The following is a 22,791-nucleotide window of genomic DNA, read 5'->3' as shown; positions in this document are numbered from 1 at the left end:
GCCAATTACTTTAATTGTTGTAGTCCCCACTCGTAGAGCGATCGCGCCACTCCTGGCTCAGGCATGTCTTGCAGATTGAGAACCGAGCAGAGCACCTTTAACAGCCCTTGATGAATCTCACTTGGGGAGGCCTGTGGTGAAGCGTTAGCTAGCACCGTTAACTCTTCGCGAGCGATCGCTCGATTGCGGTGAACAACGCCATTGCGATATTCATTCACTTTTTCCAGTTTTTTGACAAACGGGTCAGTCAGCGATCGCCTCTCAGCCTGTGCCCATGCTCGCCACAACTGCCCCAAGGTCGGATCGCGATAGTTGCCCTCCTGCAAGAATTCCGGACCTACGTACCCCTGAGTGCGCCAATCTTCCTTTTCGCATCGCCAAAACAGGAGTCGTTCAAGCATCTGGGCAAATTGCATAAAGGCTAGGGTATAGTTTGCCTGCTGCAAGCTCAGATCAATCAATAGCTCAAATTCCCAAATTTTCAAGAACTTGCTGGTGACCGTTTCACTATTAGGACAGCGAGTGATCGTCGCCTCACGCCACTGCTGCCGTTGAGCTTTGTGAGTCACTGCTTTGGTAGGCTTTTGAGCCAGCCAGCGTTCCCCCTGAATCCCCTTGAGAAAATCTTGAATACTCCAGTTGGTGGCTAATGCAAGACGATCGGCCAACTGATAGAGTGCCTCATAGCGATCGCGATGGGCTGCAAGGAGTACCTTTGCGGCCGTAAAGTCGCCCCGTTTCCATGCTGTGGCAATCCACTGGCGTTCTAGGGGCCAAAACACCTCACTCAGGGACACCACATGAAAAGTTTCAGCACTACGGGCAGATTGATGACTCGGATCAAAAAAGGGTGTGGGTTCCTGCGGGATGAGTTGTTCAACTAGGTATTCCCGCATCAGAATTGCTGCAATTAGCTCTAGGGAACTGGCAATTTGGGGCACGGATCCCTTCGTTTGAATTTGTAACCGCCAACTTGCCTCCTTGGGCAACTGCTCGATGTAGTCCTCTAGCTGTTTTTCGGTGAAACTCCTTAGGGCTTGGGTGTCATTCACATCCACAGAACAGTTCCAGACCGTTACCGGCAGGTGAGGATAACGCTGCTGAATCGCCCCCGCCATCAATTTTGCCAGCCAGCGGGTATCCATGGAACGAAATTGCCAACTGACCGCTTCTGGCTGATCCGTTCCCCAGAGAATCACCTCTGCAGATTCCGTTGGCGTGGCATAGTGTTCCGCCAAGATTTGCTCATCAAGGAGCAGCACCAGCGGCGAGAAATCGCTTTTTTCTTTACAGCGGTGATACACAATCTCACTCAGATAGCGCACATTGTGGCGGTACTTTCCCTCAGGATCATGGAAACCTCGTTCGACGCCAAATTCCTGATACAGTTCATCAAGATGAGGGGGATCCTTGCGAGAGCCATCCGCCCCAAAACTGCGAATAATGCCATCGCGGCACCGCCAGCCAACTTGCCGGTTCCCCACAGTAATAATCAGTGTTTTCATAAATTATGCTACGCTCTCGCTTCTGTTCTGAGGAGGACGCTCAAGAGCGATCGCCCCCAAGTACCCTCGGCGATAGTCCTGCAACAGTTGTCGTGCCGCCCGTTCCAAGTCGCCGTGGTAGCGGTTAGTGGCGAGATCATGAAGATAGGTTTCACCCGTGTCAGTGACGGCTAAACCATAGCGATCGCTGAGGCGATCGGCATGTCCCAACTGGTGCATCAGCTCAACAAGAATCGGTGCCACCCGACAAGGATCGTAGGCAGCTTGGCCAATGTCATCACAAATGGCCAGTTTTACCGCCGCCTCTTGATTCTTAAAATTCATCGGCAAGACACCGGGGGCATCCAAAAGTTCCAAGGTGGGAGACAAGCGCACCCAACGCAGTTGCCGCGTCACCCCCGGCCGAGCTGCACTCTCGACCACCCGTTGCTGCAAAAGGCGATTAATCAGTGCTGACTTGCCCACATTGGGAAACCCGAGAACCACAGCCCGCACGGCTCTTACTTGCATGCCCCGCTGTTGACGGCGTTGATTCATAGCAGCCCCTGCCCGCACCGCAGCCTGTTGGAGTCGGCGAATCCCTTCACCCCGCTGCGCATTGGTGAAAAAGACGGTTTCCCCTTGGGTCTCAAACCATGTCAGCCACTGCTGGCGATCGCGATCGCTAATCCTGTCCATGCCATTGAGCACCAAGAGGCGTTGCTTGCCACTGGCCCACTGGCGAATCTGGGGATGGCAACTGGCGAGGGGAATCCGCGCATCCCGTACTTCAAAGATCACATCCACCTGTTTCAGTTGTTCCTTAAGGGCGCGTTCTGCCTTGGCAATGTGGCCAGGATACCATTGAATGATCGGACTCATAGAAATTCCACCCTCTTTTTTTCAGAAACAATAGAGCGATCGCCAGTGATGAGGACTATTAAATTGACTTAAGACAATTCTCAGTTCAGCTTGTATAGAAAGAAGACTATAGTTATGCCCCTCTAATTAGAGACCTATAAACAACTCTAAAGATTGATAACCCAAACCTATAGAATAATTAAGAATCTCCAAAGCAAAAGTTATTGCATTGGGTATCAACTAAGCTAATGCTTAAGCATAAGACCTACGACGATATCACAGGCTTGCGGATGGTTGCATCATCTCGCTGAGTTTTGCATTGCTCAACTTTGCCCCATTTTCGGGGAATCGTAGCGTTCACACTACCCATTGCACAGGTTGCCTGTAGAGATTGCTCTATTCGGCACACTAACTGTTAAAGAGGAAAAACGTCTATGGCCTATACGCAATCCAAATCCCAGAAAGCTGGGTATCAGGCAGGGGTAAAAGACTACCGCCTGACCTACTACACCCCTGATTACACCCCCAAAGATACCGATATTCTAGCGGCCTTTCGTGTAACCCCGCAGCCGGGCGTGCCCTTTGAAGAAGCTGCTGCCGCCGTTGCCGCAGAATCCTCGACAGGTACATGGACCACCGTGTGGACTGACCTGCTGACGGACTTGGAGCGGTACAAAGGTCGCTGCTACGACATCGAACCCCTGCCGGGTGAAGACAATCAGTTCATCGCCTACATTGCCTACCCGCTGGATCTCTTTGAAGAAGGCTCTGTCACCAACATGCTGACCTCCATTGTGGGGAACGTGTTTGGTTTCAAAGCCCTCAAAGCTCTGCGCCTTGAAGACCTGCGGATTCCTGTGGCTTACCTGAAAACCTTCCAAGGGCCACCCCACGGTATCCAAGTGGAACGCGACAAATTGAACAAATACGGTCGTCCCCTCTTGGGCTGCACCATTAAGCCGAAACTGGGTCTGTCGGCGAAAAACTATGGTCGTGCCGTTTACGAATGCTTGCGCGGTGGTCTGGACTTCACCAAGGATGACGAAAACATCAACTCCCAGCCTTTCCAACGCTGGCGCGATCGCTTCCTGTTTGTTGCTGATGCCATTCACAAAGCCCAAGCAGAAACCGGTGAAATCAAAGGCCACTACCTGAACGTGACCGCCGCCACCTGCGAAGAAATGCTAAAACGGGCAGAGTTCGCCAAAGAACTGGAAATGCCCATCATCATGCATGACTTCCTCACCGCTGGCTTCACCGCCAACACCACCCTCTCGAAATGGTGCCGTGACAATGGCATGCTGTTGCACATTCACCGCGCCATGCACGCTGTGATCGACCGGCAGAAAAACCACGGGATGCACTTCCGGGTATTGGCCAAGTGCTTGCGGATGTCCGGCGGTGACCACATCCACACCGGTACCGTGGTCGGTAAGCTCGAAGGGGATAAAGCCGTGACCCTAGGCTTTGTGGATCTGCTGCGGGAAAACTACATTGAGCAGGATCGCTCCCGTGGCATTTACTTCACCCAAGACTGGGCTTCGATGCCGGGTGTGATGGCCGTGGCCTCCGGTGGGATTCACGTCTGGCACATGCCTGCCCTTGTGGAAATCTTCGGTGATGATGCCGTGCTGCAATTTGGTGGTGGCACACTGGGTCACCCTTGGGGGAATGCACCGGGGGCAACGGCAAACCGGGTCGCTCTTGAAGCCTGTATCCAAGCTCGGAACGAAGGTCGTGACCTCATGCGCGAAGGCGGCGACATTATCCGCGAAGCGGCTCGCTGGAGTCCAGAACTGGCTGCGGCCTGCGAACTCTGGAAAGAAATTAAGTTCGAGTTTGAAGCGCAAGACACGATCTAGGTGATGCAGTTGGGGTTCAATCGGAGCTACGGCAACGATTTCCCCGTAGGTCTATGGATGTCAAGCACATTGCGAAGCAAACCACCAAAACCCTGATGAGTTATCTGACCTATCAGGCCGTGCGAACCGTGATTGGGCAACTAGCCGAAACCGATCCACCGCGATCGCTCTGGCTACACCAGTTCACGAGTCAAGAAAGTGTCCAAGATGGTGAACGCTACTTGGAAGCCCTCTTTCGCGAACAGCCCGATCTCGGTTTTCGCATTCTCACAGTACGCGAACATCTCGCGGAAATGGTGGCGGACTACCTACCGGAAATGCTGCGTGCGGGCATCCAGCAGGCCAACTTGCAACAACGCTGTCAACAACTGGAGCGGATGACCCAAGTGTCGGAAGTCAACGTTGAGGGCAGCAACCCAGAAACCCCTGAATAATTTGTTGACTGTGAACCAATTGAGGAACCTATGAAAACACTGCCTAAAGAGCGTCGTTACGAAACCTTCTCCTACCTGCCTCCCCTCAGTGACGCCCAAATTGCTCGCCAAATCCAGTACGCGATTGATCAGGGCTACCACCCCTGTGTGGAGTTCAATGAAAGCTCTGATGCTGAAATTCGTTACTGGACGATGTGGAAGCTGCCCCTGTTTAACTGCACCAATGCCCAAGAGGTGCTCAACGAAGTGCAGCAGTGCCGCTCGGAATATCCCAACTGCTTCATTCGGGTTGTTGCCTTTGACAATATTAAGCAGTGCCAAGTGATGAGTTTTATTGTTTACAAGCCCAATCAGGCCAACAGCGGCTATAGCGGCTATCGCTACTAAGCGCTAGACACCGTCAATTCATGCGGCTGAATTGAACTCAAGGGGGGAAAGCACCCCCCTATTTTTTATTTGGCAACTCTATTGTCGGGAAGTGTACGGAGTGTACTGAGTCAAAAGCTAGCGATCGCGCAAATAGGTCTCAACAGCTTGCTGTGCTGTTTTTAAGTCCACCCCTAACCGCGCTTGGGTGATTTTAATCGCCTCAATCAGTCGCCCCGCCTCAACGGCCATCATGGCGGCAGTGGGAATAATGATCTTGGGCGGCTCATCAGGGCTGGGGTTAGGCATGGGCCGTCAGGGACTGGAGTCGGCGTTCAATAATCGTCAGTTGCTGCTGAGCAGCGGCAAGTTGGGCTTGGGCAGTGGCCACCACATCGGGTTGGGCTTTGTTGACAAAGTTGGGGTTGTTGAGGCGAGCGGTTAAAGATTGAATGTCCTTCGTCAGGCGATCGCCCTCTTTCTGGAGTTTGGCCACCAAGGCCTCGACATCCACAACTCCCGCTAGGGGAATGAGCACCTCACTCTGGCCAACGACACCGCTAAACACCTGCTGCGGAATTGGCAGTCCGCTGCCAATGGTCAGAGCTTCCAAGCGAGCCAAATGTCGAATATCAGCCGCTGCGGCTTCAAAGATCGGCGCTTCTTCCGCACTGGCCTCAATCAGGGCGGCAATATACAGTCCTGGTTTAATGCCCGCCTCTGCCCGCAGATTGCGAAGGGTACGGATGGTTTCAATCACAAGGCTAAATTCAGCCTCAAGATCTGGATCAATGGCGCGGCGATTCACTTTCGGGTAGGGGTGTACCGCCAGAACCTCGTTCTCTCCCACCTGATGCAGCGTGTGCCAAATCTCCTCGGTGATATGGGGCATAAAAGGATGCAGCAGCTTCAGGGTGCCATCAAGAACCATGGCAAGTACCTGTTGCGCTGTGCGCTTGGCTTTGGCGTTTTCCCCTTGCAAACGGGGCTTCACCAGTTCAATGTACCAGTCGCAAAAATCCCCCCAGATGAATTCGTAGAGTCCCTTGGCTGCCTCCCCAAGGCCATAGCTTTCAATGCGTTCGCGGGTGGTTTGAATAGCCGTGTGGTAGCGACTGAGAATCCAGCGATCGCTCGTTGCCAAGTCCCGTCGCTGCGGTGTTCCCAACTGGGCGGGGGTTTGTCCCTCTAGATTGAGCAGCACAAAACGGGAGGCATTCCAAAGTTTATTGGCAAAGTTGCGAGCCGCCTCGACAGTTGCTGATTCATCGGTTTTACGGTTGTACTCTAGGCGAATATCTTGGCCTGCCCCCACGACTTCCTTGACCAAGCTATAGCGCAGGGCATCCGTGCCGTACTTCTCAATTAAAACCAGCGGGTCAATGCCATTATTGGCCGACTTAGACATTTTTTTGTTGTTTTCGTCCCGCACCAAGCCGTGGATATAGACATCGCGGAAGGGGATTTTACCGGTGAAGTACTGCCCCATCATGGTCATCCGCGCCACCCAGAAAAAGATGATGTCAAAGCCAGTAACAAGGGTGGTGGTTGGGTAGTAGCAACGGTAGTCCGCCGTCTCATCGGGCCAGCCCAAGGTGGAAAAGGGCCACAAGCCAGAGGAAAACCACGTATCGAGGACATCTTGATCCTGCTGGAGTTCAATATCCTCGCCAAATTGGGCGATCGCCTTGGCGCGGGCAGCCGCCGCATCCATGGCCACGACAAAGGGCGTGTCATCGCGCACTTCGCCATTGGTTTCACTGACCACGTACCAAGCGGGAATTTGATGCCCCCACCAGAGTTGCCGTGAAATGCACCAATCCCGCAAGTTCACGAGCCAATCGCGATAGACCTTTGCCCAGCGATCGGGGATAAAGCGAGGGGAATGCTTTTTATCTAAGGCTTTGAGGGTGGCATCCGCTAGGGGACGAATTTTCACAAACCATTGGGTGGACAGGAGTGGTTCAATGGGCACTTTGCCGCGATCGCTATAGGGAACCGTGTGCTTGTAATCTTCCACCCGCACCAAAAAGCCCTCCGCCTCTAAGCGAGCCACCACCTGTTTACGCGCCACAAAGCGATCCAGACCGGCAAACTCCCCAGCATTCTCATTGAGCGTGCCATCCTTATTCATCAGGTGAATCATCGGTAGGTGATGGCGCTGCCCCATGACAAAATCATTGGGATCATGGGCGGGGGTGACCTTGACGCAGCCGGTGCCAAAGGTGGGATCGACGAGGGGATCAGCAATAATCGGAATCTCTCGATTCATCAGGGGAAGGCGCAGCGTTTTGCCAATCAAATGGCGATAGCGATCGTCCTGCGGGTGAACCGCCACCGCTGTATCCCCCAACATGGTTTCTGGGCGAGTTGTAGCCACCTCCAGATAACCCGACCCATCTGTCAGGGGATAGCGCAAATGCCAAAGATGCCCCTGCACCTCACGGTTTTCCACCTCCAAATCCGAGACCGCCGATTGACTGGCGGGACACCAGTTCACCAAATACTTACCGCGATAGATCAGTCCCGCTTCATAGAGGCGATTAAAAGCGGTCAGCACCGCCCGCGATAGCCCCTCATCCATGGTGAAGCGTTCCCGCGACCAATCTACCGACAGTCCCAAGCGACGAATTTGGCTGACGATGGTATTGCCGGAGGACGCTTTCCACGCCCAAGCCCGCTGCAGATAGGCCTCGCGTCCCAAGGCAAAGCGGTTGGTGCCTTCCGCCTGCAACTGTTGATCCAAAATTGTGCTGACGGCAATACTGGCATGGTCTGTCCCCGGTAGCCAGAGAACGTTGCGGCCAATCATGCGGTGATAGCGAATCAGCACATCAATCAGGGCGTGCTCAAAGGCGTGCCCCATGTGCAAACTACCGGTGACATTGGGAGGGGGAATGACAATGCAATAGGGTTTGCCGGGATGGTTGGGGTCGGCATGAAAGACACCCCTTCGTTCCCAAAGCTGTTGCCACTTGGCCTCGGTTTGCTTGGGATCGTATTGACTGGGGAGGGTAATCGCGTCGGTCATGGGTTGCTGCACTACTCCAAGGCGCCTAGGCCATTACCATACCACCATCCACATTAAAGACTTGCCCTGTAATGTAGGCGGCTGCGGGATCCAAGGCCAAAAAGCGCACCATCCCTGCTACTTCTGTGGGTTCGCCATACCGTCCTAGGGGAATGAATTTAAGAATGTCCTCTGCCTTGAGTCCAGCGGTCATCTCAGTGGCAATAAAGCCGGGGGCAACGGCATTGACGGTAATGCCCCGACTGGCAAGTTCTTTGGCAACGGTTTTCGTAAACCCAATCACACCTGCTTTGGCGGCACTGTAGTTGGCTTGGCCAGGGTTGCCCATTTGCCCGGCTACTGAGGCAATGTTGATAATTCGTCCCCGCTTTTGCTTGAGCATGAATTTGCTCACCGCACGGGTACACAGGAAGACTCCCGTCAGGTTCAGGTTAATCACCGCCTGCCAGTCCTCTAGGCTCATACGCAGCAGCAGCGTGTCGCGGGTAATACCCGCATTGTTGACCAGCACATCCACGCGGCCATAGGTTTCCACGGTTTTGGCCACAAGGGTATCGACCTGCTCAGGGACAGACACATCGGCAGCGATCGCGATCGCTGTTCCCCCTTGCTGTTCAATCATTTGCACCACTTCAAGGGCGGCCTCAGCAGAACGGGCGTAGTTGACCACTACAGTAGCTCCTTCTTTCGCTAGGTCGAGGGCGATCGCCCGCCCAATCCCCCGTGAGGCACCAGTAACAATGGCAACGGCTGCTTCGCTCAAATCAGTTCTCTCCTAAGGGCAAAAATGCTGCACGTATGAATAACCCATCACAAATTTTAACAGTGGATGTTACCCCGCTTGCGGCTAGGGTATGTTATCCCCCTCGAACAGCAATCAAGGCACTATATTCTAGGCGGAGCGATCGAGCCAATCAGACACTTCCCCTAGGTCAGTAAAGTCTAGGAGTGCTTCTGCGAGAGCTTCGACTTGATGAGGAGAAAGCTGACGAATGCGTTCTTCAAGGTCAGCCGGTAAATCGCCAAACCGCCGTCTTAACTGCCTCAAGACAACAAGTACCTCTCCCTGTTGCAATCCCTGTTGTAGCCCTTGCTGTAGCCCCTGCTGTAGCCCCTGCTGTAATCCCTGTTGTAACCCTTCCTCTTGTGCCTCAGCATAAACCTCTTGATAAAATCGCGTCCGCTTCAGCTCTTCTGTGGTGAACCCCAGCATCCGCAGCACCTCCTCCCGACTCAGCTTGGTGAACTTGTACAGGACAATGGTTGTGATCAACTCCATTATGACTTCTGGCCTTGGAACTGCCTCTATGCGAGTGCGCTCTGCCAGCATCCGCGCTGCTGTTGGCATTTCTGCTTCGGATAATACTGTGAGCTGCATCAGGGCTAGGCTGAATGGCAACCCTTCAAGTGATCCCAGTTCATTCAAATAGACTCGACGCAGGCGATCGCTATTCACTAACAATTGATACGGCTCAAAACACTCTTGTTCTGCTTGGCGATCGGGATAAATGACCACGGCTTGCCAATCAGAGAAGGTCTGGCGGTACAGACGCAAGTAGAGAAAGATTTCAGCAAAGAAACGTTCGTAGAAGGTCGTGTCCCGTTGAAACTGCACTTCACAGAAATAGACCGTTCCTGAGGGGTCAGGGGGGAGAAAGACGCCGTCAATGCGAAAAGCGGTTTGCTTCAACTCGACTGAGTCAAAACGATACCCTTGAGGAGTCTGTATGCCCAAGAGGTCAAAGAGGGTCTGAGGTAGCTGGGCAAACAGTTGGTAAAAGAGGGAGTCGCGGTGCATGGGCTAGGAAGAGCGATCGCTCCCACCAGAAACTTCAGAAAACTTCAGAACTAGAGCGTTATGGAGGCAGGGGTTCCCCCTATGGTAAGCTGAAATCTGTATAGAATATGTTGTGGTTTTGCATAGATCCCTATGGCGACGTACTATTACATTCTCGCAAGCAAAAAGTTTTTGACTGAGGAAGAACCCCTTGAAGAAGTGTTTCGCGAGCGACAGCGTCACTATCGGGAGCAAGGCAAAGAGATTGATTTTTGGCTAGTGCCAGAACCAGCCTTTCTAGAGCAGCCCCAGTTTGCTGAACAGAAGGCGCGTTGTCCGCAGCCCGCCGCAGCTATTATTTCCACCAATCAGCAGTTTATCCAGTGGCTGAAATTGCGCTTAGAGTATGTGCTGATGGGACAATTCACCAGTGAGGAAGTGCCTAACCCCCTCGCTTCCCTCGCAAGTGTTTAGGGGCACGCCTGAGCAACGCTGGGATTTTGTTGACGATAGTCCTTGAGCCAGTCACAGGCGCCTGTCAGCAATTGCTCTAGGTTAGCCAGCGGGCTAATTAAGACCTCATCGTCCTCGGTACCGATCGCTACATAAAGCTTGTCTTGGCCACTCACATCAACGCTGTAGGGAATGGCAGACATGCGATCAATCAGGGTGATGAGCTGACCCCTTTGGTTCCAAACCCGCACACTGCGATCGGGGGAAGCGGTGGCAATCATTTCACCATCCGGACTAAGACTCAGACTGACAATACTGCGCTGGTGAGCACGGAAGACACGGGGGTTGCCGGGGGCACTTTTGCCGTGAATTGACCACAAATAGACTGAGCCGCTTTCGCCAGCCGCCGCAAGGAATTGACCATTGGCACTAAATTCAAGGCTAGTCAGCCATCCTGCATCTGGATTCAAGCGATAGGCAAGGCGATCGCCCGCAACATCCCAAACCTCAATGGTGCCCGCAGACCCAGTACTCGCTAACAGGGGCAACTTCGGGTGAAAACTGAGGCTCCAAATTTCCCCTTCACTTTTGTGTTTTTGAATGTTCTGGGGCTGCTGGAGGTCAATGAGATAAATCGTGCCTTTTTCATCCCCCGCCGCTAAATACCGCTGTTGGGGATCCATGGCCACAGTGTAGAGGGGAGCTTCGCTGGCCAGTTGCCATGTTTGTTGGGATCGATCTCCAAGGTTCCAGATCACCAATTTTCCACCCTTGGTGGCGATCGCCACCTGTTGACCGCTAGGACTAAAGAGCACTTGGTTAATGCCTTCAGGATCGAGGACAGGGGTTGTCGCAAGGAGGGTGCCATCCCGTTGCCAGTGCTTGACACGACCATCTTTGCCTCCGCTGACCAGCGTGGCTGCTTGGGGATCCAAGGCCAGTGTCCAAATACTGTCTTGATGGGCAAGCCACTGTTCCGTGCGGTGATGATCGAGGTACCACAGCGTCATCTGCCCACCGCGATCGCTACTGAGGAGCACTGAACCCGTTGCATTAAAGCTAACAGTATTGATCAAGCGTTCATGACCGCGCAACTCGGCAATCAGTTCACCCGTTGGCTGCCAAAGTCGCAGTGTATTATCTGTACTCAAGGTTAATAGACGATAGCCCACAGGGGAGGTGCCCACAAAATACACCGGCGCCGCACTGACACGCCATTGATTGATTTGTTGCCCCTTGGCATTCCAGAGGCGGAGGGTACCATCTTTACCGACCGTGGCCAACTGGCCATTACTGAGATAGGTCAAGCTGGTTTGGGGAATGGGGACATCGGCTTGCACTTGCCACGCTGCTAGGCGTGCTCCTTGGCGTGACCAGACGCGAATCCATCCGTCTTCATCAGCGGTGGCCAAGCGATCGCCCCTGATGGCATAACTCAAGCTATTGATCGTCTGGCTGGGGGTGGGAATGGTGGCCAATAATTCCCCCTCAATACTCCAGCGAAGAATCTCTCCCGTGGTGGTGGTGGCCGCCAACTCTTGACCCTCTGGACTAAAGCGGAAGTTGTTGATCGGTAAGGCAGGTAAACGCCACTCAAGGACGAGTTTTTGCGGTTCTACACGCCATAGAGAAATTTCGCCCTTGTCATTGAGGAGACCGACGCGATCGCCGGCAACGCTAATCCGTGCCAGTTTGACATTGCCAATATCTAGCGATTGGGCATTGAGTCGCTCCCCATTTACCCGCCAAAATTCAACTAGGCCGCTTTCACTAATACTCAACTGCTGGTCATTCCTGCCCAAAAAAGCAGCTATCAGGGGAGTGTTCTGGGTCTGCCATTGGTTACGGGCTTGAATGTGATCGAGGAAAAAATTGAGCACAAAGAGGGGGCGTGTGGTTGGGTATTGGCTCAGGGGGCGATCGCCCACCAATCGTTTTAGGTCACGTCCTGCCTGAATTCCTGCCAACAGAGCAGGCAACTCTTGGCTTTGAAATTGTTCTAGGAGATCGTTACTGGTTTGCTCAAGGGCTAAACTTTCTTGGCTGGCTTGCAAATCAGCGTGGGTTTTAGCCAAAATCGCGGCTACCCCCAAGGAAATCACAGAAACAATGCCCAGCGCCATGAGGGCCCGCTGAGTTAGACGACTGGCTTTGCGGCGAGCTGCTTCCAGAATCCGATTGGCGGCGCTGATGGCTTCCTTTTCTTGGCGCTCGAGGAAGAGGGTATCTTGAATCGCCTTTTGGTTGGCCTCTTGACTAGCAGAGAGGTACTGATAATCCAGATCACTGAGGCTTTTGCCACTGGCCCACAGCAATGCTTCTTCAAGGGCCTGTCCCCGCAGCAGCCGAGAACTATCCCTCCCCCCAGAGCGCAGCCACGCTTGAAACTCCTCACTGTAGGGGCGCAGTTGCGCCAGTTGTTGCTCCACCCACGCAGCATCAAAGATATGGGCATAGATGGGGTTGAAGACTTGCAATTTGCCTTGGCGCTGGCACACCAGTCCGGTGAGAGCAAGGGCACGCTGCTCACTGCTGCCATCAAGAGGAATACCACCCGTTTCTAAAACGCGCTGATAGAGACCCAAGAGACGACCGATGCGCTGTTCATCGGCAAGGAGACGGTTGCGAATCGTTTTCAAGTGTTCGGGTTCATCTTGCCGCTCCCAGTCTTGAAGAAGATGTTCTTGAACAAACTGTGCTAACTGCTGGGATAGGGTTGACGCGGGCATAAATGACCCGTGGTGTTGCAGCAGCCGACAGAGTTTTTGGGTCAAGAAGGGCTGACCGCCTGTCCAGTTGAGAATTTCCGCTAAGAGTTGATCGGGGCTATCGCTGAGATGGGCAATGCCCTTGAGGAGAGGTGTGGCTTCTGCAAGGGTAAATCCCTGTAAATCAATGGCACAGCCAATGTTAAAGGGGGTGCGTTGCTTATCCTGAATGAGCTGATCGGGGGTGGCGACGCCAAAAAGGGCAAAGGTTAACCGCTGATAGTCGGGACAGTCCGCCCGTTGGTTGTAACAAGCGCGGATCCAAGCAAAAAAATCATCGGTGGAAAAGGGCAAGCTCAAAAGACTGTCAATTTCATCAATAAAAATGACCAGTGGCTCCCGCGTATGGGCTAGGAGAACCTCTTCAACAAATTCGCTGAGGCGTTGAATGGGCGACACAAGCTGGCGATCGCGCCACCAAGAGCGCAAGGAGACCACATCGGTTAACTGAAATCCCTGAATGAGGGCACCAACAAAGCTGGCATACCACTGCTCGGGTTGAATATTTTGGCTGCCAATTTTGGTAATGTCGAGGGCAGCACAGCGGTACCCCATTGTCATCAATTGCTGCGTTACTTGCACCCGCAAGCTAGATTTGCCCATTTGCCGCGAATTGAGAATATAGCAAAACTCGCCAGCGGTGAGGGCAGCCAACAGATCTGCATCCGCTTGACGTCGGACATACACTGCCGATGTGGTGGGCAAGCTTCCGCCCACCTGATAAGTCGTTGCGGCATCCATGGGTCTGACCTAGTTCGCAACCGTCTGCTTAGGTGCCGTTGACGTGGTGGTCTCTGAAGTGGCCTGACTCGCTAGAAATTCTTTTTCTGTAACTTCTCCCAGTTGCCCCATCGGTTGGGACGGGCCATTATTGACACTCACCTTGACAGCGCCAGCATTCCCCGTGCGGACAATTAAACGTTCCTTGGCTTGCCAACTGCGCTCTGTCCCCGACTCTAAAATACCGGCATAGACAACTCGACCATCGGCTTCCACCTCGAGCCACGAGGCATCGGAGAGGGACAACTTGACCTCAAGCATTTCAGGGGTAGTGGGACTGGGCGTCGGCGTTGCCGCTACTGTGGGGGTGGGGCTGGGGGACGCGGTAGGAGTAGGTGCGGGGGTTAAATCAGTGATGCTTTGGGCTTGAGGACGAAAGAGATAGGCCAACCCAGCCACTGCCGCTGCCACGAGGGCAAAGTACATCAGGTAGAGGTGAATCGGACGCAACTGCCAGCCCATTCCGCCCTTGGGAACACTGGGCTTATCGGGGCGCTCCACAGGGTCAGCCACTGTTGGAAAATTAGCGGCAATACTTTTGCCATCAAGACCAAGGGCATCGGCAAAACGGCGAATAAATCCTTGGGTATAAACGGGCTCGGGCAACTCCTCTAGGCTGGCATTTTCAATGGCTGCAAGGATTGACTGGCGCACCAACGTTTTGGCGGCCAACTCCTCAAGGCTCAGACCTAGTTCGAGTCGCTTGTCGCGGAGGAAGGCACCAATTTCTGCCAGTTTTTCTGCCTGTTGATTACTGAGGTGAGGCATCGCTATCTATCTCCTGCCGTCAGTCTATGCCAAGTTGCCGAAGAGGGGTTTAGTCATTGGGATTATCCTATAGCAAGCTGCTGTGGATTGGGGGACTGCCTTTGCTAGGCTAGATCTGGCTTTTAGACGCACCTCTTTTTATGACTCAGTTCTCTCCCTTGTACGAAGGCAAGGCAAAAATTATTTATGCCACAGCGGATTCAGACATCTTGCTGGCGGAGTTCAAGGATGATGCCACGGCTTTTAATGCTCAGAAGCGCGGCTCGATCCAAAACAAGGGAGTGATGAACTGCGCGATCGCCAGCCATTTATTTCAGTATCTAGCGGCTCAGGGCATCCCCAACCATTTTATTGCCCAAGTGGCGCCAAACAAGATGCACATTCGGCGGCTGGAGATTATTCCCCTTGAGGTGGTGGTGCGCAATCGGGCAGCGGGAAGCCTCTGTCGGCAGACGGGATTGCCCTTGGGGCTAGAACTCGATCCCCCCCTAGTGGAGTTTTACCTCAAGAATGATGATCTTGGCGACCCTCTGCTAACCCCCGATCGCCTGCGCCTATTGCAGATTGCCACAGATGAGGAAGTCGCAACCATCAGGGAAATGGCTTTGGCAGTGAATACCCATCTCAGTCGCTTTTTTGCCGAGTGTGGCATTACCTTGGTGGACTTTAAGCTGGAATTTGGCCGCAGTCCGACGGCCGAGATTCTCTTAGCAGATGAAATTAGTCCCGACAGTTGCCGCCTCTGGAATCAAGATGAAAGCGATCCTCAAAAGCGCATTCTCGATAAAGATCGGTTTCGCCAAGATTTGGGTGCCATTGAGGATGCCTACGCCCTCGTGATGCAGCGAGTGTTAGCCCATAGCGTCAGTTTGTAAGGGGTGGGCAATGACCGTTGTGCTCGGTGCCGATGTGGGTGGCACAAAAACTCTCGTTGAGTTGTGGGATGTGGTGGGCAGTGATTGGCATTTGCTCCACAGGGCTAAATACGCCAGCCGCGATTTCCCCGACCTGACAACCCTTTTGCAAACCTTCCTCAAGGAGAGTCCTGTGCATCCCCAGCGGGCTTGTCTGGGAATTCCGGGACCAGTGATTGACCAAGTGGCTCAGGTCACCAATTTGGGCTGGCACGTCAGTGGGACCGAATTAGAAACGGCATTGCAGATCCCGTGCGTGACGCTGCTGAATGATTTTGCCGCCGTGGCCTATGGCTCGTTGGTGCTGCCGCCAGAGGATTTTGTCGTGCTTCAGGATCGTCCGCGGCGTCCCCAAGCGCCGATTGCCCTATTGGGGGCAGGAACCGGTTTAGGCGAAGCACTAATGATTTGGCAGGGCGATCGCTATCAAGTGATGCCCCTTGAGGGCGGCCACACCGACTTTCCCCCCCGTAATGAACAGGAAATGGGTCTATTGCGCTATCTCTGGCAAACCTACGAGCGAGTCTCCGTGGAGCGGGTGGTTTCTGGTGCGGGGCTAGTGGCGATTTACGACTATCTCAGGGGTGTGAACTTTGCCCCTGAATCTCTAGCGGTGGCAGCAGCCATGGCAGATGTCAAGGATCGCGCCGCCGTGGTCAGTCAATACGGCCTCGAGGGAGATCTCCTGTGTGCGGAAGCCTTGCGGATGTTTGTCGAAGCCTACGGGGCAGAGGCTGGCAACCTTGCTCTCAAAAGTTTGCCCTTGGGGGGAGTGCTAATTGCTGGGGGAATTGCCCCGAAAATCCTGCCGAAAATGACTGATGGCACGTTTCTCCAAGGGTTTGTGCAGAAGGGACGCTTTCGCCCCCTGATGGAGCAGTTGTACGTTGCTGTGATTACCAATCCAGAAGTGGGATTACGGGGCACAGTCCATTTGGCGGCTCAGGGGGCTTGATGAGCCTTTACAGGTGTTTTAGTTGGGGATAGGCCAGCAGCAGTTCCTCGGCGGTGAGGGTGTCGCCAATTGCCTGAGGTTGCCAGAGGAGTTCGACGGCTAGGAGGCGATCGCTACCAATGCCTCCCAACTGTTGTAGGGCTTGCCGTAGCTCGAGGTCATTATTGACTGCGGGCAATTTCAAGCGGCCAGTGGCAGCCACCACCAAAGTTACAACAATGTATTCACCCACATCATTGCTCACCACAGGGGCGATCGCCATCTGCTTAATCTCACGGCGATAATTTGAGAGGGTTTCCGCGCTCAGCTTGCTGCGTTCTGCCAGCGCCAGTTGGTTAAAGGCGGTTTCTGCTTGCAACAGCTTGGTTTCTTGGCTGCTGGCATGGGCATAGACCCAGTATTGGGGATGCCGCAGCAGAGCAAGGGTTGCCTCTTGCAGCACTTTGGTCAGACCTTCGGGACTTTGGGTATCGGCGGTGAGCGCCAGTTGATTCAGCTCCTCTTGGAGTTCACGCGCTTGGGCAAGCAATCCCACATGCAGCGTATGCAGCGAGACGACCGGATTATCTTGGTAGATCTCTGACTCATCACTGCTATTGCGGAAGTTGCGGAAGGTGGAGATCAAGATATTTGCCAGCACACCAATCATGATGATCGTGAATAGGCCACCAAAGCCACCCCCAAAACCAAAGAAAGGAATCAGGAAGGGAAAGCCAAAACCACCGCCATAGACCGGAACCGGCTGGGCATAGCCATAATCACTGCGAGGGGCACGGTAGGAACGAGTGGGTGCCGGCCGACTAAAGGAGCCACCCCCGACACGCCCGCCACTGCGAGCCGCCCATGCTGCACCACTGTCAAGGACAAGATGGGCAATCAATACCCCCACTGCCACAATTGCCGTGACGGATTTGAGACGTTGCCAAAAAGTTTTCATCATAAATCGTGTTCCCAAGGATTGACACACCGAAGGAGATGTCCTGCTCTCAGTCTAACGTTTTGCCATCTTTAGAGCAGATGGGGAACTCCGACCAAAACCTGTAGGATATGAGAAGCAAACTCTCGATAGATTCTTTGCCTGCCGAGTTCTGTTCATGAAACGATGATTGAGATTCCTGCACCCCTTAAACCCGTCATTACATTTGCCCACCCAGTGCTGATGTGGGTTCTCTTCGCTCTGACCCTGTATGCCATGTATCTGGGGATTCAAACCCGTCGCCTACGCTCCCTCAGCGGCGAGGAAAAGAAAGCACTGATCCAATCGAAGGTAAATATCAAACACCACCAAGTTGGCGCCATCCTACTGGCCTTGATGGTCATGGGTACGATTGGTGGGATGGCGGTCACCTACATCAATAATGGCAAGCTCTTTGTCGGCCCCCACTTGATTGTCGGGCTAACGATGACGGCACTGATTGCGATTTCTGCGAGTTTGACCCCCTTTATGCAAAAAGGCAGTGAGGTGGCGCGCGCGCTGCACATGACCCTCAACCTGTTTCTGGTGATCCTCTTTGGCTGGCAAGCAGTCACGGGTCTGCAAATTGTGCAGCGAATTCTCAATGCCAGCTAGGTGAGAGGGGCAGCCTAGGAAGTAGCCGTAGCAATTGCAAAATCTCTGCAACAAGCGAGGACTTTTGTGCCAAAATATGAGGAGCACTAATTACTGCAAATAATTCCTAATGCAGTGGGTGCTCCATAGCTTTACTGATTGCAGGCGGTTCACTTTCTGGGTGATCATGACCACACTTTCCCTGATGCCAACGCTGAAAACAGCCGTCCAAGTTGAGCATTTATACAAGTCCTTTGGTCGCTTTCCCGCGATTCACGATGTTAGCCTCTGGGTTCAGGAGGGGGAAATTCTGGGGCTGTTGGGGCCTTCGGGTTGCGGCAAGACAACGTTACTACGCTTAATTGCGGGTCTGGACACGCCAGATGCCGGGGAAATTAGGGTGGGCGAGCGCTGTGTGGCAGCGGCAAATGTCTTTGTCCCTCCTGAACAGCGGTCTTTAGGCATGGTCTTTCAGGATTTTGCCCTTTTCCCCCATTTGACGGTGGCCGAGAATATTGCCTTTGGTTTGCAACAACAACGCCTCAGTAAGCAGCAAATTCAGGAGCGGGTTGCAGCAGTTTTGGCCTTGGTGCACCTAGAGGGGATGCAAAAGCGCTATCCCCATGAACTTTCCGGTGGTCAGCAGCAGCGGGTAGCCTTGGCACGGGCGATCGCCCCCCAACCGGCGGTGATTCTCCTCGATGAACCCCTCAGTAATCTCGATGCCCAAGTGCGCCTACAACTGCGGGAGGAATTACGCGCAATTCTCAAGGGCACAGGGACAACGGCGATTTTTGTCACCCATGATCAGGAGGAAGCTCTGAGTCTGTCGGATTGCTTGGCAGTGATGCGCCAAGGCAAAATTGAACAAGTGGGCACCCCCCAAGAAATTTATTGCCAGCCCGCCTCGCGGTTTGTGGCGGGGTTTATTACCCAAGCCAACTTTTTGCCTGCCTGTGCCGAAGGGTCTCAGGTGCGTACTGATGTTGGTACGTTTCCCCTGTTGGGTGCCTTAGCCAAAGGAGAAGGGGAAGTGATGATCCGAGAAGAGGATCTCCAGTTGCAGCCAGACACTGAAGCCACCAGTTGCTTTGTGATTCGCGATCGCCAGTTTCTCGGTCGCGAGTATCGCTACTGTATTCAACTGCCCTCCGGGCAAGAACTCCATGCCCGCCAGCCCCTCGAGGTGGATTTACCCATTGGGACTGCTGTGAAGGTGGCTGCTCAAGCCGTGCGCTTTTTCCCCAAGGAGCACTAATCTAGAGCCTGTCCCATGTACTCTCCCCAAAGAGCGGCAGCAAGACCACTACTGCCTTGAGTGGGACTATTGTCATCATTCCCTAGCCAAATCCCAGTGAGAACATCGGCAGTGGGCACATAGCCGATAAACCAAAGATCGCGACCATCATTGGTAGTGCCGGTTTTGCCAGCCACGGAGCGGCCAATGGCAGCGGCACGACCGGTTCCGCGACTCACGACAGCGGTCAAGAGCGTTGTCATTTCGTTGGCGATCGCGGGAGCGAGAACCCGTTGAGGCGTTTCCTCTTGAGCCGCATAGATGAGGCGACAGGTCTGCCAGTCGTTTGCGCTTTTACAATCGCCGCCATCGCGCACAGAGAGAATGGCATGGGGTGGAATGCGCTGTCCCTCATTGGCGAGCACAGCAAAGGCACCACTCATTTCAAAGAGGGTGACCTCACTTTGACCGAGAACAAGGCCGGGAACCGCTTGCAGGGGCGTTGTAATTCCCATTGCTCTGGCCAATCGAATGGTTGCCTCCAAACCAACGGCTTGGGCGAGGCGTAATGCAATGGGGTTTTCAGAAAGGGCTAAAGCAGTGGCCAGATCCATGGCGCCGCCACCCCCCCGACAACCCTCAAATTGTTGCCCTTCCCAAAAGACGGGAGCGCAGGAAAAGGTTTCACCAGCCGTGTGGCCTTTCAGGAGGGCTTCGGTATAGACAAACACCTTGAACGTAGAACCGGGCTGACGCAGGGCAAGGGTGGCACGGTTAAACTGGCTTTTTTGGTAGTCCACCCCGCCCACGAGGGCCAGAATCAAACCACTACTGGGCTGAAGGGTGATCAAGGCTCCTTGCTGAACCCCATAGGCGCTGCCAGTGCTGCTGATAAAATTGCGCAGACTTGTTTCGGCTAGTGCTTGCCAGCGGGAGTCTAGGCCTGTCTCCACAATCAGGTTGCCCTCTTGAGCGAGTTCATTGCCAAGGAGTTGAGCTAGTTCTTGATAGACATGGTCTGTGTAGTAAGGAAAGCGTTGGGCGGTGAGCAATTCTCGCGCCTTGGGACTAATTTCAATGCGGGAGCGGCGGGCGCGATCGCCCTCTTCTTTGCTGATGTAGCCCTGCTGCACCATACGTAAAATCACCCGATTGCGATAATCCACGGCAGCATCGTAGTCGCGCACTGGGTTAAAGCGGTTAGGTGCCGGCAAAATTCCCACTAGGGTGGCCGCCTCATTGAGCGTCAAATCTTTGGCAGGCTTATCAAAGTAGAATTGCGCAGCATCCTCAAAACCGCGATTGCCCATGCCCAAATAGACACGGTTGAGGTAGGCCAAGAGCAGCTCATCTTTGCTGTAGAAAAATTCCAACTTCAGGGCAACCGCCATTTCGCGCCATTTGCGGCCGAGGTTCTCATCCATCCCCACATGGGAGCGAAAAAGGGTGCGTGCCAGTTGTTGGGAGAGGGTACTGGCTCCTTCGCGTGTTTGGCGGGTTAATAGGTTGGTAACTACCGCTCGCGCCATGCCCAGAGGATCAACACCAAAGTGCCAGTAGTAGCGCACATCCTCAGAGGCCAAGACCCCATGGACTAAGTAAGGGGAAAAGTCATTGAGCCGTTGCAGTTCGCGGTGGGGGCGATCTTCCACAGGATTGATCAGTTCCCCTTGGCGATCGAGGAGAATAATCGGGCCTTGCTCAATCGGAGGCAGGGGACGCACCGCCACTTTGTTGGCCTCCACACTCAGCAACCCAATCCCAAGGGCGCTGATGCCCATGATTCCCCAAATGCTGTAGGTGAGAACCTGAACCCAAGGGGGGGGTGGATTATGGAAGCGGAGGGTAACGGCGCCTTTGACCTCCGGTGGCCCAAGGGTGATCACATCGCCATGGTGCAGCTCACCCGTTTGCAGTCGCTGCCGTTGCCGATAGATGCCATTGGTAGAGTCTAAGTCTTGGATTTGAAAGACGCCTGTGGGGGTGAGCCGTTTTAGGCGGGCGTGGGTGCCACTGACAATCTCCGCGTCAATCATAATATCGGCGCGACTCTGACTACGGCCAAGAATATAGCGATCGCCCACTAAGGGAAAAACTTGCCGTTGGCCGTTGAACTCCACCCATAGTTCGGGCGTGCGCGCATTTTCCCGCAGGGAGACCTGTTGCCAATCAAAGCGAGAGTGTACCGTTTGCACCGCTTGGGTGACGGTCTGGGTCATGGACTGCCAAAGATCTCGGGCAGGATTGGGCATGGCAGCAACAAGAGGGATCGTGTCCTTTGACGAACGAGTAACTCGATTGTATCCCTACATTTCTGGTACATAGCCTGCTGGCACGGCACTCGGATCCGTATCCCGCTTGGAACTGAGGATATCCATGCGCTCAACTAAAATGACCGGTGTAGAGCGATCAACCCCCGTTGTGCGGTCTTGCCAGCGATCGAACTTGAGACTGCCCTTAATACCCAAAAGCGTTCCTTTACGCACATAATCAGCAGCCACCTGAGCCGTTTTGCCCCAAATTTCCAAATTAAACCAATCGGGTTGATCATCCTTGCTGGGGCGATTCACTGCCAACGTTAGCCGACACTTCACACTCCCCGATTCAAAGTAGCGCACGTCGGGATCACTGCCGACACGACCCACTAGATGAACCACGTTTAGACTCATGGCCAACTGCCTCAGATTGCTCTTCGCTTCATTGTATATCGTTTGATTCTACTTCCTTAAAGCAAGAGGAGTATCGATATAGCCTCTCCCTAAGTGGATTGCAACCCCCTGTTCTTAATGCTAGTTCAGGGTTGGTGGCTAATTTGATACAGGTTTTGCGCGATCGCCAACCCTAAGACCTTGACCACTCAAAACACGACCAACCGCAGAAACATCATCCACTTCTGTGATTTGAACTCGACCGATGGGCTGGCTATCGAGGCGCAGCAACTTGCCTGTTGTTGGATCTTTGATCTCCTTAATCACTCGTTCAATCGAGAAGAACATCCCTGGGCGCAAGCCGTCTCTACTCCCTTTATTCAAAATCACTCGACCTAGGGAGACATCGGCCACCACAGCCACAACATTGGGAAGCACCGGTGCTAGGGCAGCCAAGGCAGGTTCTTGCCGAACAATCCCCTCGACCCGTTGGTTCACTGCTTGCTCAGCTGCTGCCGATAGTAGTGGATCAGCCGCCTCACCAAAACTGCTTGCCCCCGTCCCCAAAACACTTGCGCCAGCGGTCTTCTTCTCTGCGGTTTCCCGTCCTTCAGTGGCCGCTAAAATTTCGCCAGTGGTGGTGTTCACAATCCGAGCCGTCAACTGTACACTAGCTCTCTAGCGACGATTGTCAACACTGCTGCCAAAAAAGTCAACATTGACATCCGATCCCGATCGCTCCAAATTGAATTGAGTAATTGAGCCAATAATCACCGCATCAGCTCCCAGCAGTCGGCCAATTTGTGCCGCTGTTGAAGGATCAATTAAACCTCTAGGCTGACATTTTTAGTGGCCAACGATAGCACAGTTTTTATGGTTATTGAAAGCTGAGACTGTAGATTAG

General features: G+C 53.7%; 19 protein-coding genes and 1 pseudogene. 8 read left to right on the top strand and 12 right to left on the bottom strand.

The annotated features are described in order from the left end of the window. Positions 1 to 5: 5 nt before the first annotated feature. Both NBE99_RS03565 and ylqF read right to left on the bottom strand, forming a co-directional pair. Positions 6 to 1,505 (bottom strand): hypothetical protein, encoded by a 1,500-nt coding sequence (locus tag NBE99_RS03565; RefSeq protein WP_250683127.1) that lies wholly within the window; start codon positions 1,503 to 1,505, stop codon positions 6 to 8. Between the two features lie 3 nt (positions 1,506 to 1,508). Next, a complete protein-coding gene (gene ylqF, locus NBE99_RS03560) occupies positions 1,509 to 2,366 on the bottom strand; it encodes a ribosome biogenesis GTPase YlqF (protein WP_250683126.1) in 858 nt (285 codons plus the stop codon). 413 nt (positions 2,367 to 2,779) lie between these two features. Here ylqF and NBE99_RS03555 point away from each other — a divergent pair, with 413 nt between their 5' ends. Genes NBE99_RS03555 through NBE99_RS03545 form a run of 3 tightly spaced genes read left to right on the top strand, consistent with a single transcriptional unit; the run spans position 2,780 to position 5,028 of the window. After that, the gene (locus NBE99_RS03555) at positions 2,780 to 4,207 is read left to right on the top strand and encodes a form I ribulose bisphosphate carboxylase large subunit (protein ID WP_250683125.1); all 1,428 of its coding nucleotides are present in this window, start codon (positions 2,780 to 2,782) and stop codon (positions 4,205 to 4,207) included. Positions 4,208 to 4,260: 53 nt separating this feature from the next. Beyond that, positions 4,261 to 4,641 (top strand): RuBisCO chaperone RbcX, encoded by a 381-nt coding sequence (gene rcbX / locus NBE99_RS03550; RefSeq protein ID WP_250683124.1) that lies wholly within the window; start codon positions 4,261 to 4,263, stop codon positions 4,639 to 4,641. 30 nt (positions 4,642 to 4,671) lie between these two features. Next, positions 4,672 to 5,028, top strand: coding sequence for a ribulose bisphosphate carboxylase small subunit (locus tag NBE99_RS03545; RefSeq protein WP_250683123.1), 357 nt, complete (start codon positions 4,672 to 4,674; stop codon positions 5,026 to 5,028). 117 nt (positions 5,029 to 5,145) lie between these two features. Here NBE99_RS03545 and NBE99_RS03540 read toward each other — a convergent pair whose 3' ends face one another. The 4 genes from NBE99_RS03540 to NBE99_RS03525 form a co-directional block, all read right to left on the bottom strand. Next, positions 5,146 to 5,316: a hypothetical protein gene (locus NBE99_RS03540; protein WP_250683122.1), complete on the bottom strand. Its 171-nt coding sequence runs from the start codon at positions 5,314 to 5,316 to the stop codon at positions 5,146 to 5,148. After that, positions 5,309 to 8,038: a valine--tRNA ligase gene (locus NBE99_RS03535; RefSeq protein ID WP_250683121.1), complete on the bottom strand. Its 2,730-nt coding sequence runs from the start codon at positions 8,036 to 8,038 to the stop codon at positions 5,309 to 5,311. The genes NBE99_RS03540 and NBE99_RS03535 overlap by 8 nt, the downstream gene beginning before the upstream one ends. Positions 8,039 to 8,063: 25 nt before the next feature. Continuing rightward, a complete protein-coding gene (gene fabG, locus NBE99_RS03530; protein ID WP_250683120.1) occupies positions 8,064 to 8,801 on the bottom strand; it encodes a 3-oxoacyl-[acyl-carrier-protein] reductase in 738 nt (245 codons plus the stop codon). Between the two features lie 129 nt (positions 8,802 to 8,930). Then, entirely contained in the window at positions 8,931 to 9,836 is a 906-nt protein-coding gene (locus NBE99_RS03525) for an Rpn family recombination-promoting nuclease/putative transposase (protein WP_250683119.1), read from the bottom strand. 132 nt (positions 9,837 to 9,968) lie between these two features. Between NBE99_RS03525 and NBE99_RS03520 the strand changes: the two genes are divergently transcribed. Beyond that, positions 9,969 to 10,289 carry an MgPME-cyclase complex family protein gene (locus NBE99_RS03520; protein WP_011057339.1) on the top strand — a complete coding sequence of 107 codons (321 nt, stop codon included), beginning with the start codon at positions 9,969 to 9,971 and terminating at the stop codon, positions 10,287 to 10,289. Here the strand turns inward: NBE99_RS03520 and NBE99_RS03515 are convergent. Both NBE99_RS03515 and NBE99_RS03510 read right to left on the bottom strand, forming a co-directional pair. After that, positions 10,286 to 13,777 (bottom strand): AAA-like domain-containing protein, encoded by a 3,492-nt coding sequence (locus NBE99_RS03515; RefSeq protein ID WP_250683118.1) that lies wholly within the window; start codon positions 13,775 to 13,777, stop codon positions 10,286 to 10,288. The two genes, NBE99_RS03520 and NBE99_RS03515, sit on opposite strands and share 4 nt — an antisense overlap. A gap of 9 nt (positions 13,778 to 13,786) precedes the next feature. Then, complete coding sequence (locus NBE99_RS03510; RefSeq protein WP_250683117.1) at positions 13,787 to 14,584, bottom strand: helix-turn-helix domain-containing protein; 798 nt, start codon at positions 14,582 to 14,584, stop codon at positions 13,787 to 13,789. Positions 14,585 to 14,724: 140 nt separating this feature from the next. On the opposite strand from NBE99_RS03510, the gene purC reads away from it, so the two are divergent. Further along, on the top strand, positions 14,725 to 15,459 hold the full coding sequence (gene purC, locus NBE99_RS03505; RefSeq protein WP_250683116.1) for a phosphoribosylaminoimidazolesuccinocarboxamide synthase: 735 nt from the start codon (positions 14,725 to 14,727) through the stop codon (positions 15,457 to 15,459). 10 nt (positions 15,460 to 15,469) lie between these two features. After that, positions 15,470 to 16,453, top strand: a complete 984-nt coding sequence (locus tag NBE99_RS03500; RefSeq protein ID WP_250683115.1) for a glucokinase — start codon at positions 15,470 to 15,472, stop codon at positions 16,451 to 16,453. A gap of 7 nt (positions 16,454 to 16,460) precedes the next feature. Here the strand turns inward: NBE99_RS03500 and NBE99_RS03495 are convergent, their stop codons facing one another. Next, a complete protein-coding gene (locus NBE99_RS03495) occupies positions 16,461 to 17,393 on the bottom strand; it encodes a DUF1517 domain-containing protein (protein ID WP_250683114.1) in 933 nt (310 codons plus the stop codon). A 162-nt stretch (positions 17,394 to 17,555) separates the two neighbouring features. Between NBE99_RS03495 and NBE99_RS03490 the strand changes: the two genes are divergently transcribed. Both NBE99_RS03490 and NBE99_RS03485 read left to right on the top strand, forming a co-directional pair. Further along, positions 17,556 to 18,023, top strand: a complete 468-nt coding sequence (locus NBE99_RS03490; protein ID WP_250683113.1) for a DUF4079 domain-containing protein — start codon at positions 17,556 to 17,558, stop codon at positions 18,021 to 18,023. Positions 18,024 to 18,189: 166 nt separating this feature from the next. After that, positions 18,190 to 19,260 carry an ABC transporter ATP-binding protein gene (locus NBE99_RS03485; RefSeq protein ID WP_250683112.1) on the top strand — a complete coding sequence of 357 codons (1,071 nt, stop codon included), beginning with the start codon at positions 18,190 to 18,192 and terminating at the stop codon, positions 19,258 to 19,260. On the opposite strand, the gene NBE99_RS03480 is transcribed toward NBE99_RS03485, so the two are convergent. From NBE99_RS03480 to NBE99_RS03470, 3 genes and pseudogenes are all read right to left on the bottom strand, one after another. Beyond that, positions 19,257 to 21,491: a transglycosylase domain-containing protein gene (locus NBE99_RS03480; RefSeq protein WP_250683111.1), complete on the bottom strand. Its 2,235-nt coding sequence runs from the start codon at positions 21,489 to 21,491 to the stop codon at positions 19,257 to 19,259. The two genes, NBE99_RS03485 and NBE99_RS03480, sit on opposite strands and share 4 nt — an antisense overlap. A 54-nt stretch (positions 21,492 to 21,545) precedes the next feature. Next, positions 21,546 to 21,908: a single-stranded DNA-binding protein gene (locus NBE99_RS03475; RefSeq protein ID WP_250683110.1), complete on the bottom strand. Its 363-nt coding sequence runs from the start codon at positions 21,906 to 21,908 to the stop codon at positions 21,546 to 21,548. Between the two features lie 138 nt (positions 21,909 to 22,046). Then, a pseudogene (locus NBE99_RS03470) lies at positions 22,047 to 22,661 on the bottom strand (CsgG/HfaB family protein). Positions 22,662 to 22,791: the final 130 nt, after the last annotated feature.

The organism is Thermosynechococcus sp. HN-54 (assembly GCF_023650955.1).
GTDB lineage: Bacteria > Cyanobacteriota > Cyanobacteriia > Thermosynechococcales > Thermosynechococcaceae > Thermosynechococcus.
Note: the sequence above shows the minus strand (reverse complement) of the source record. Positions and strands in the feature narration are given on the sequence as shown.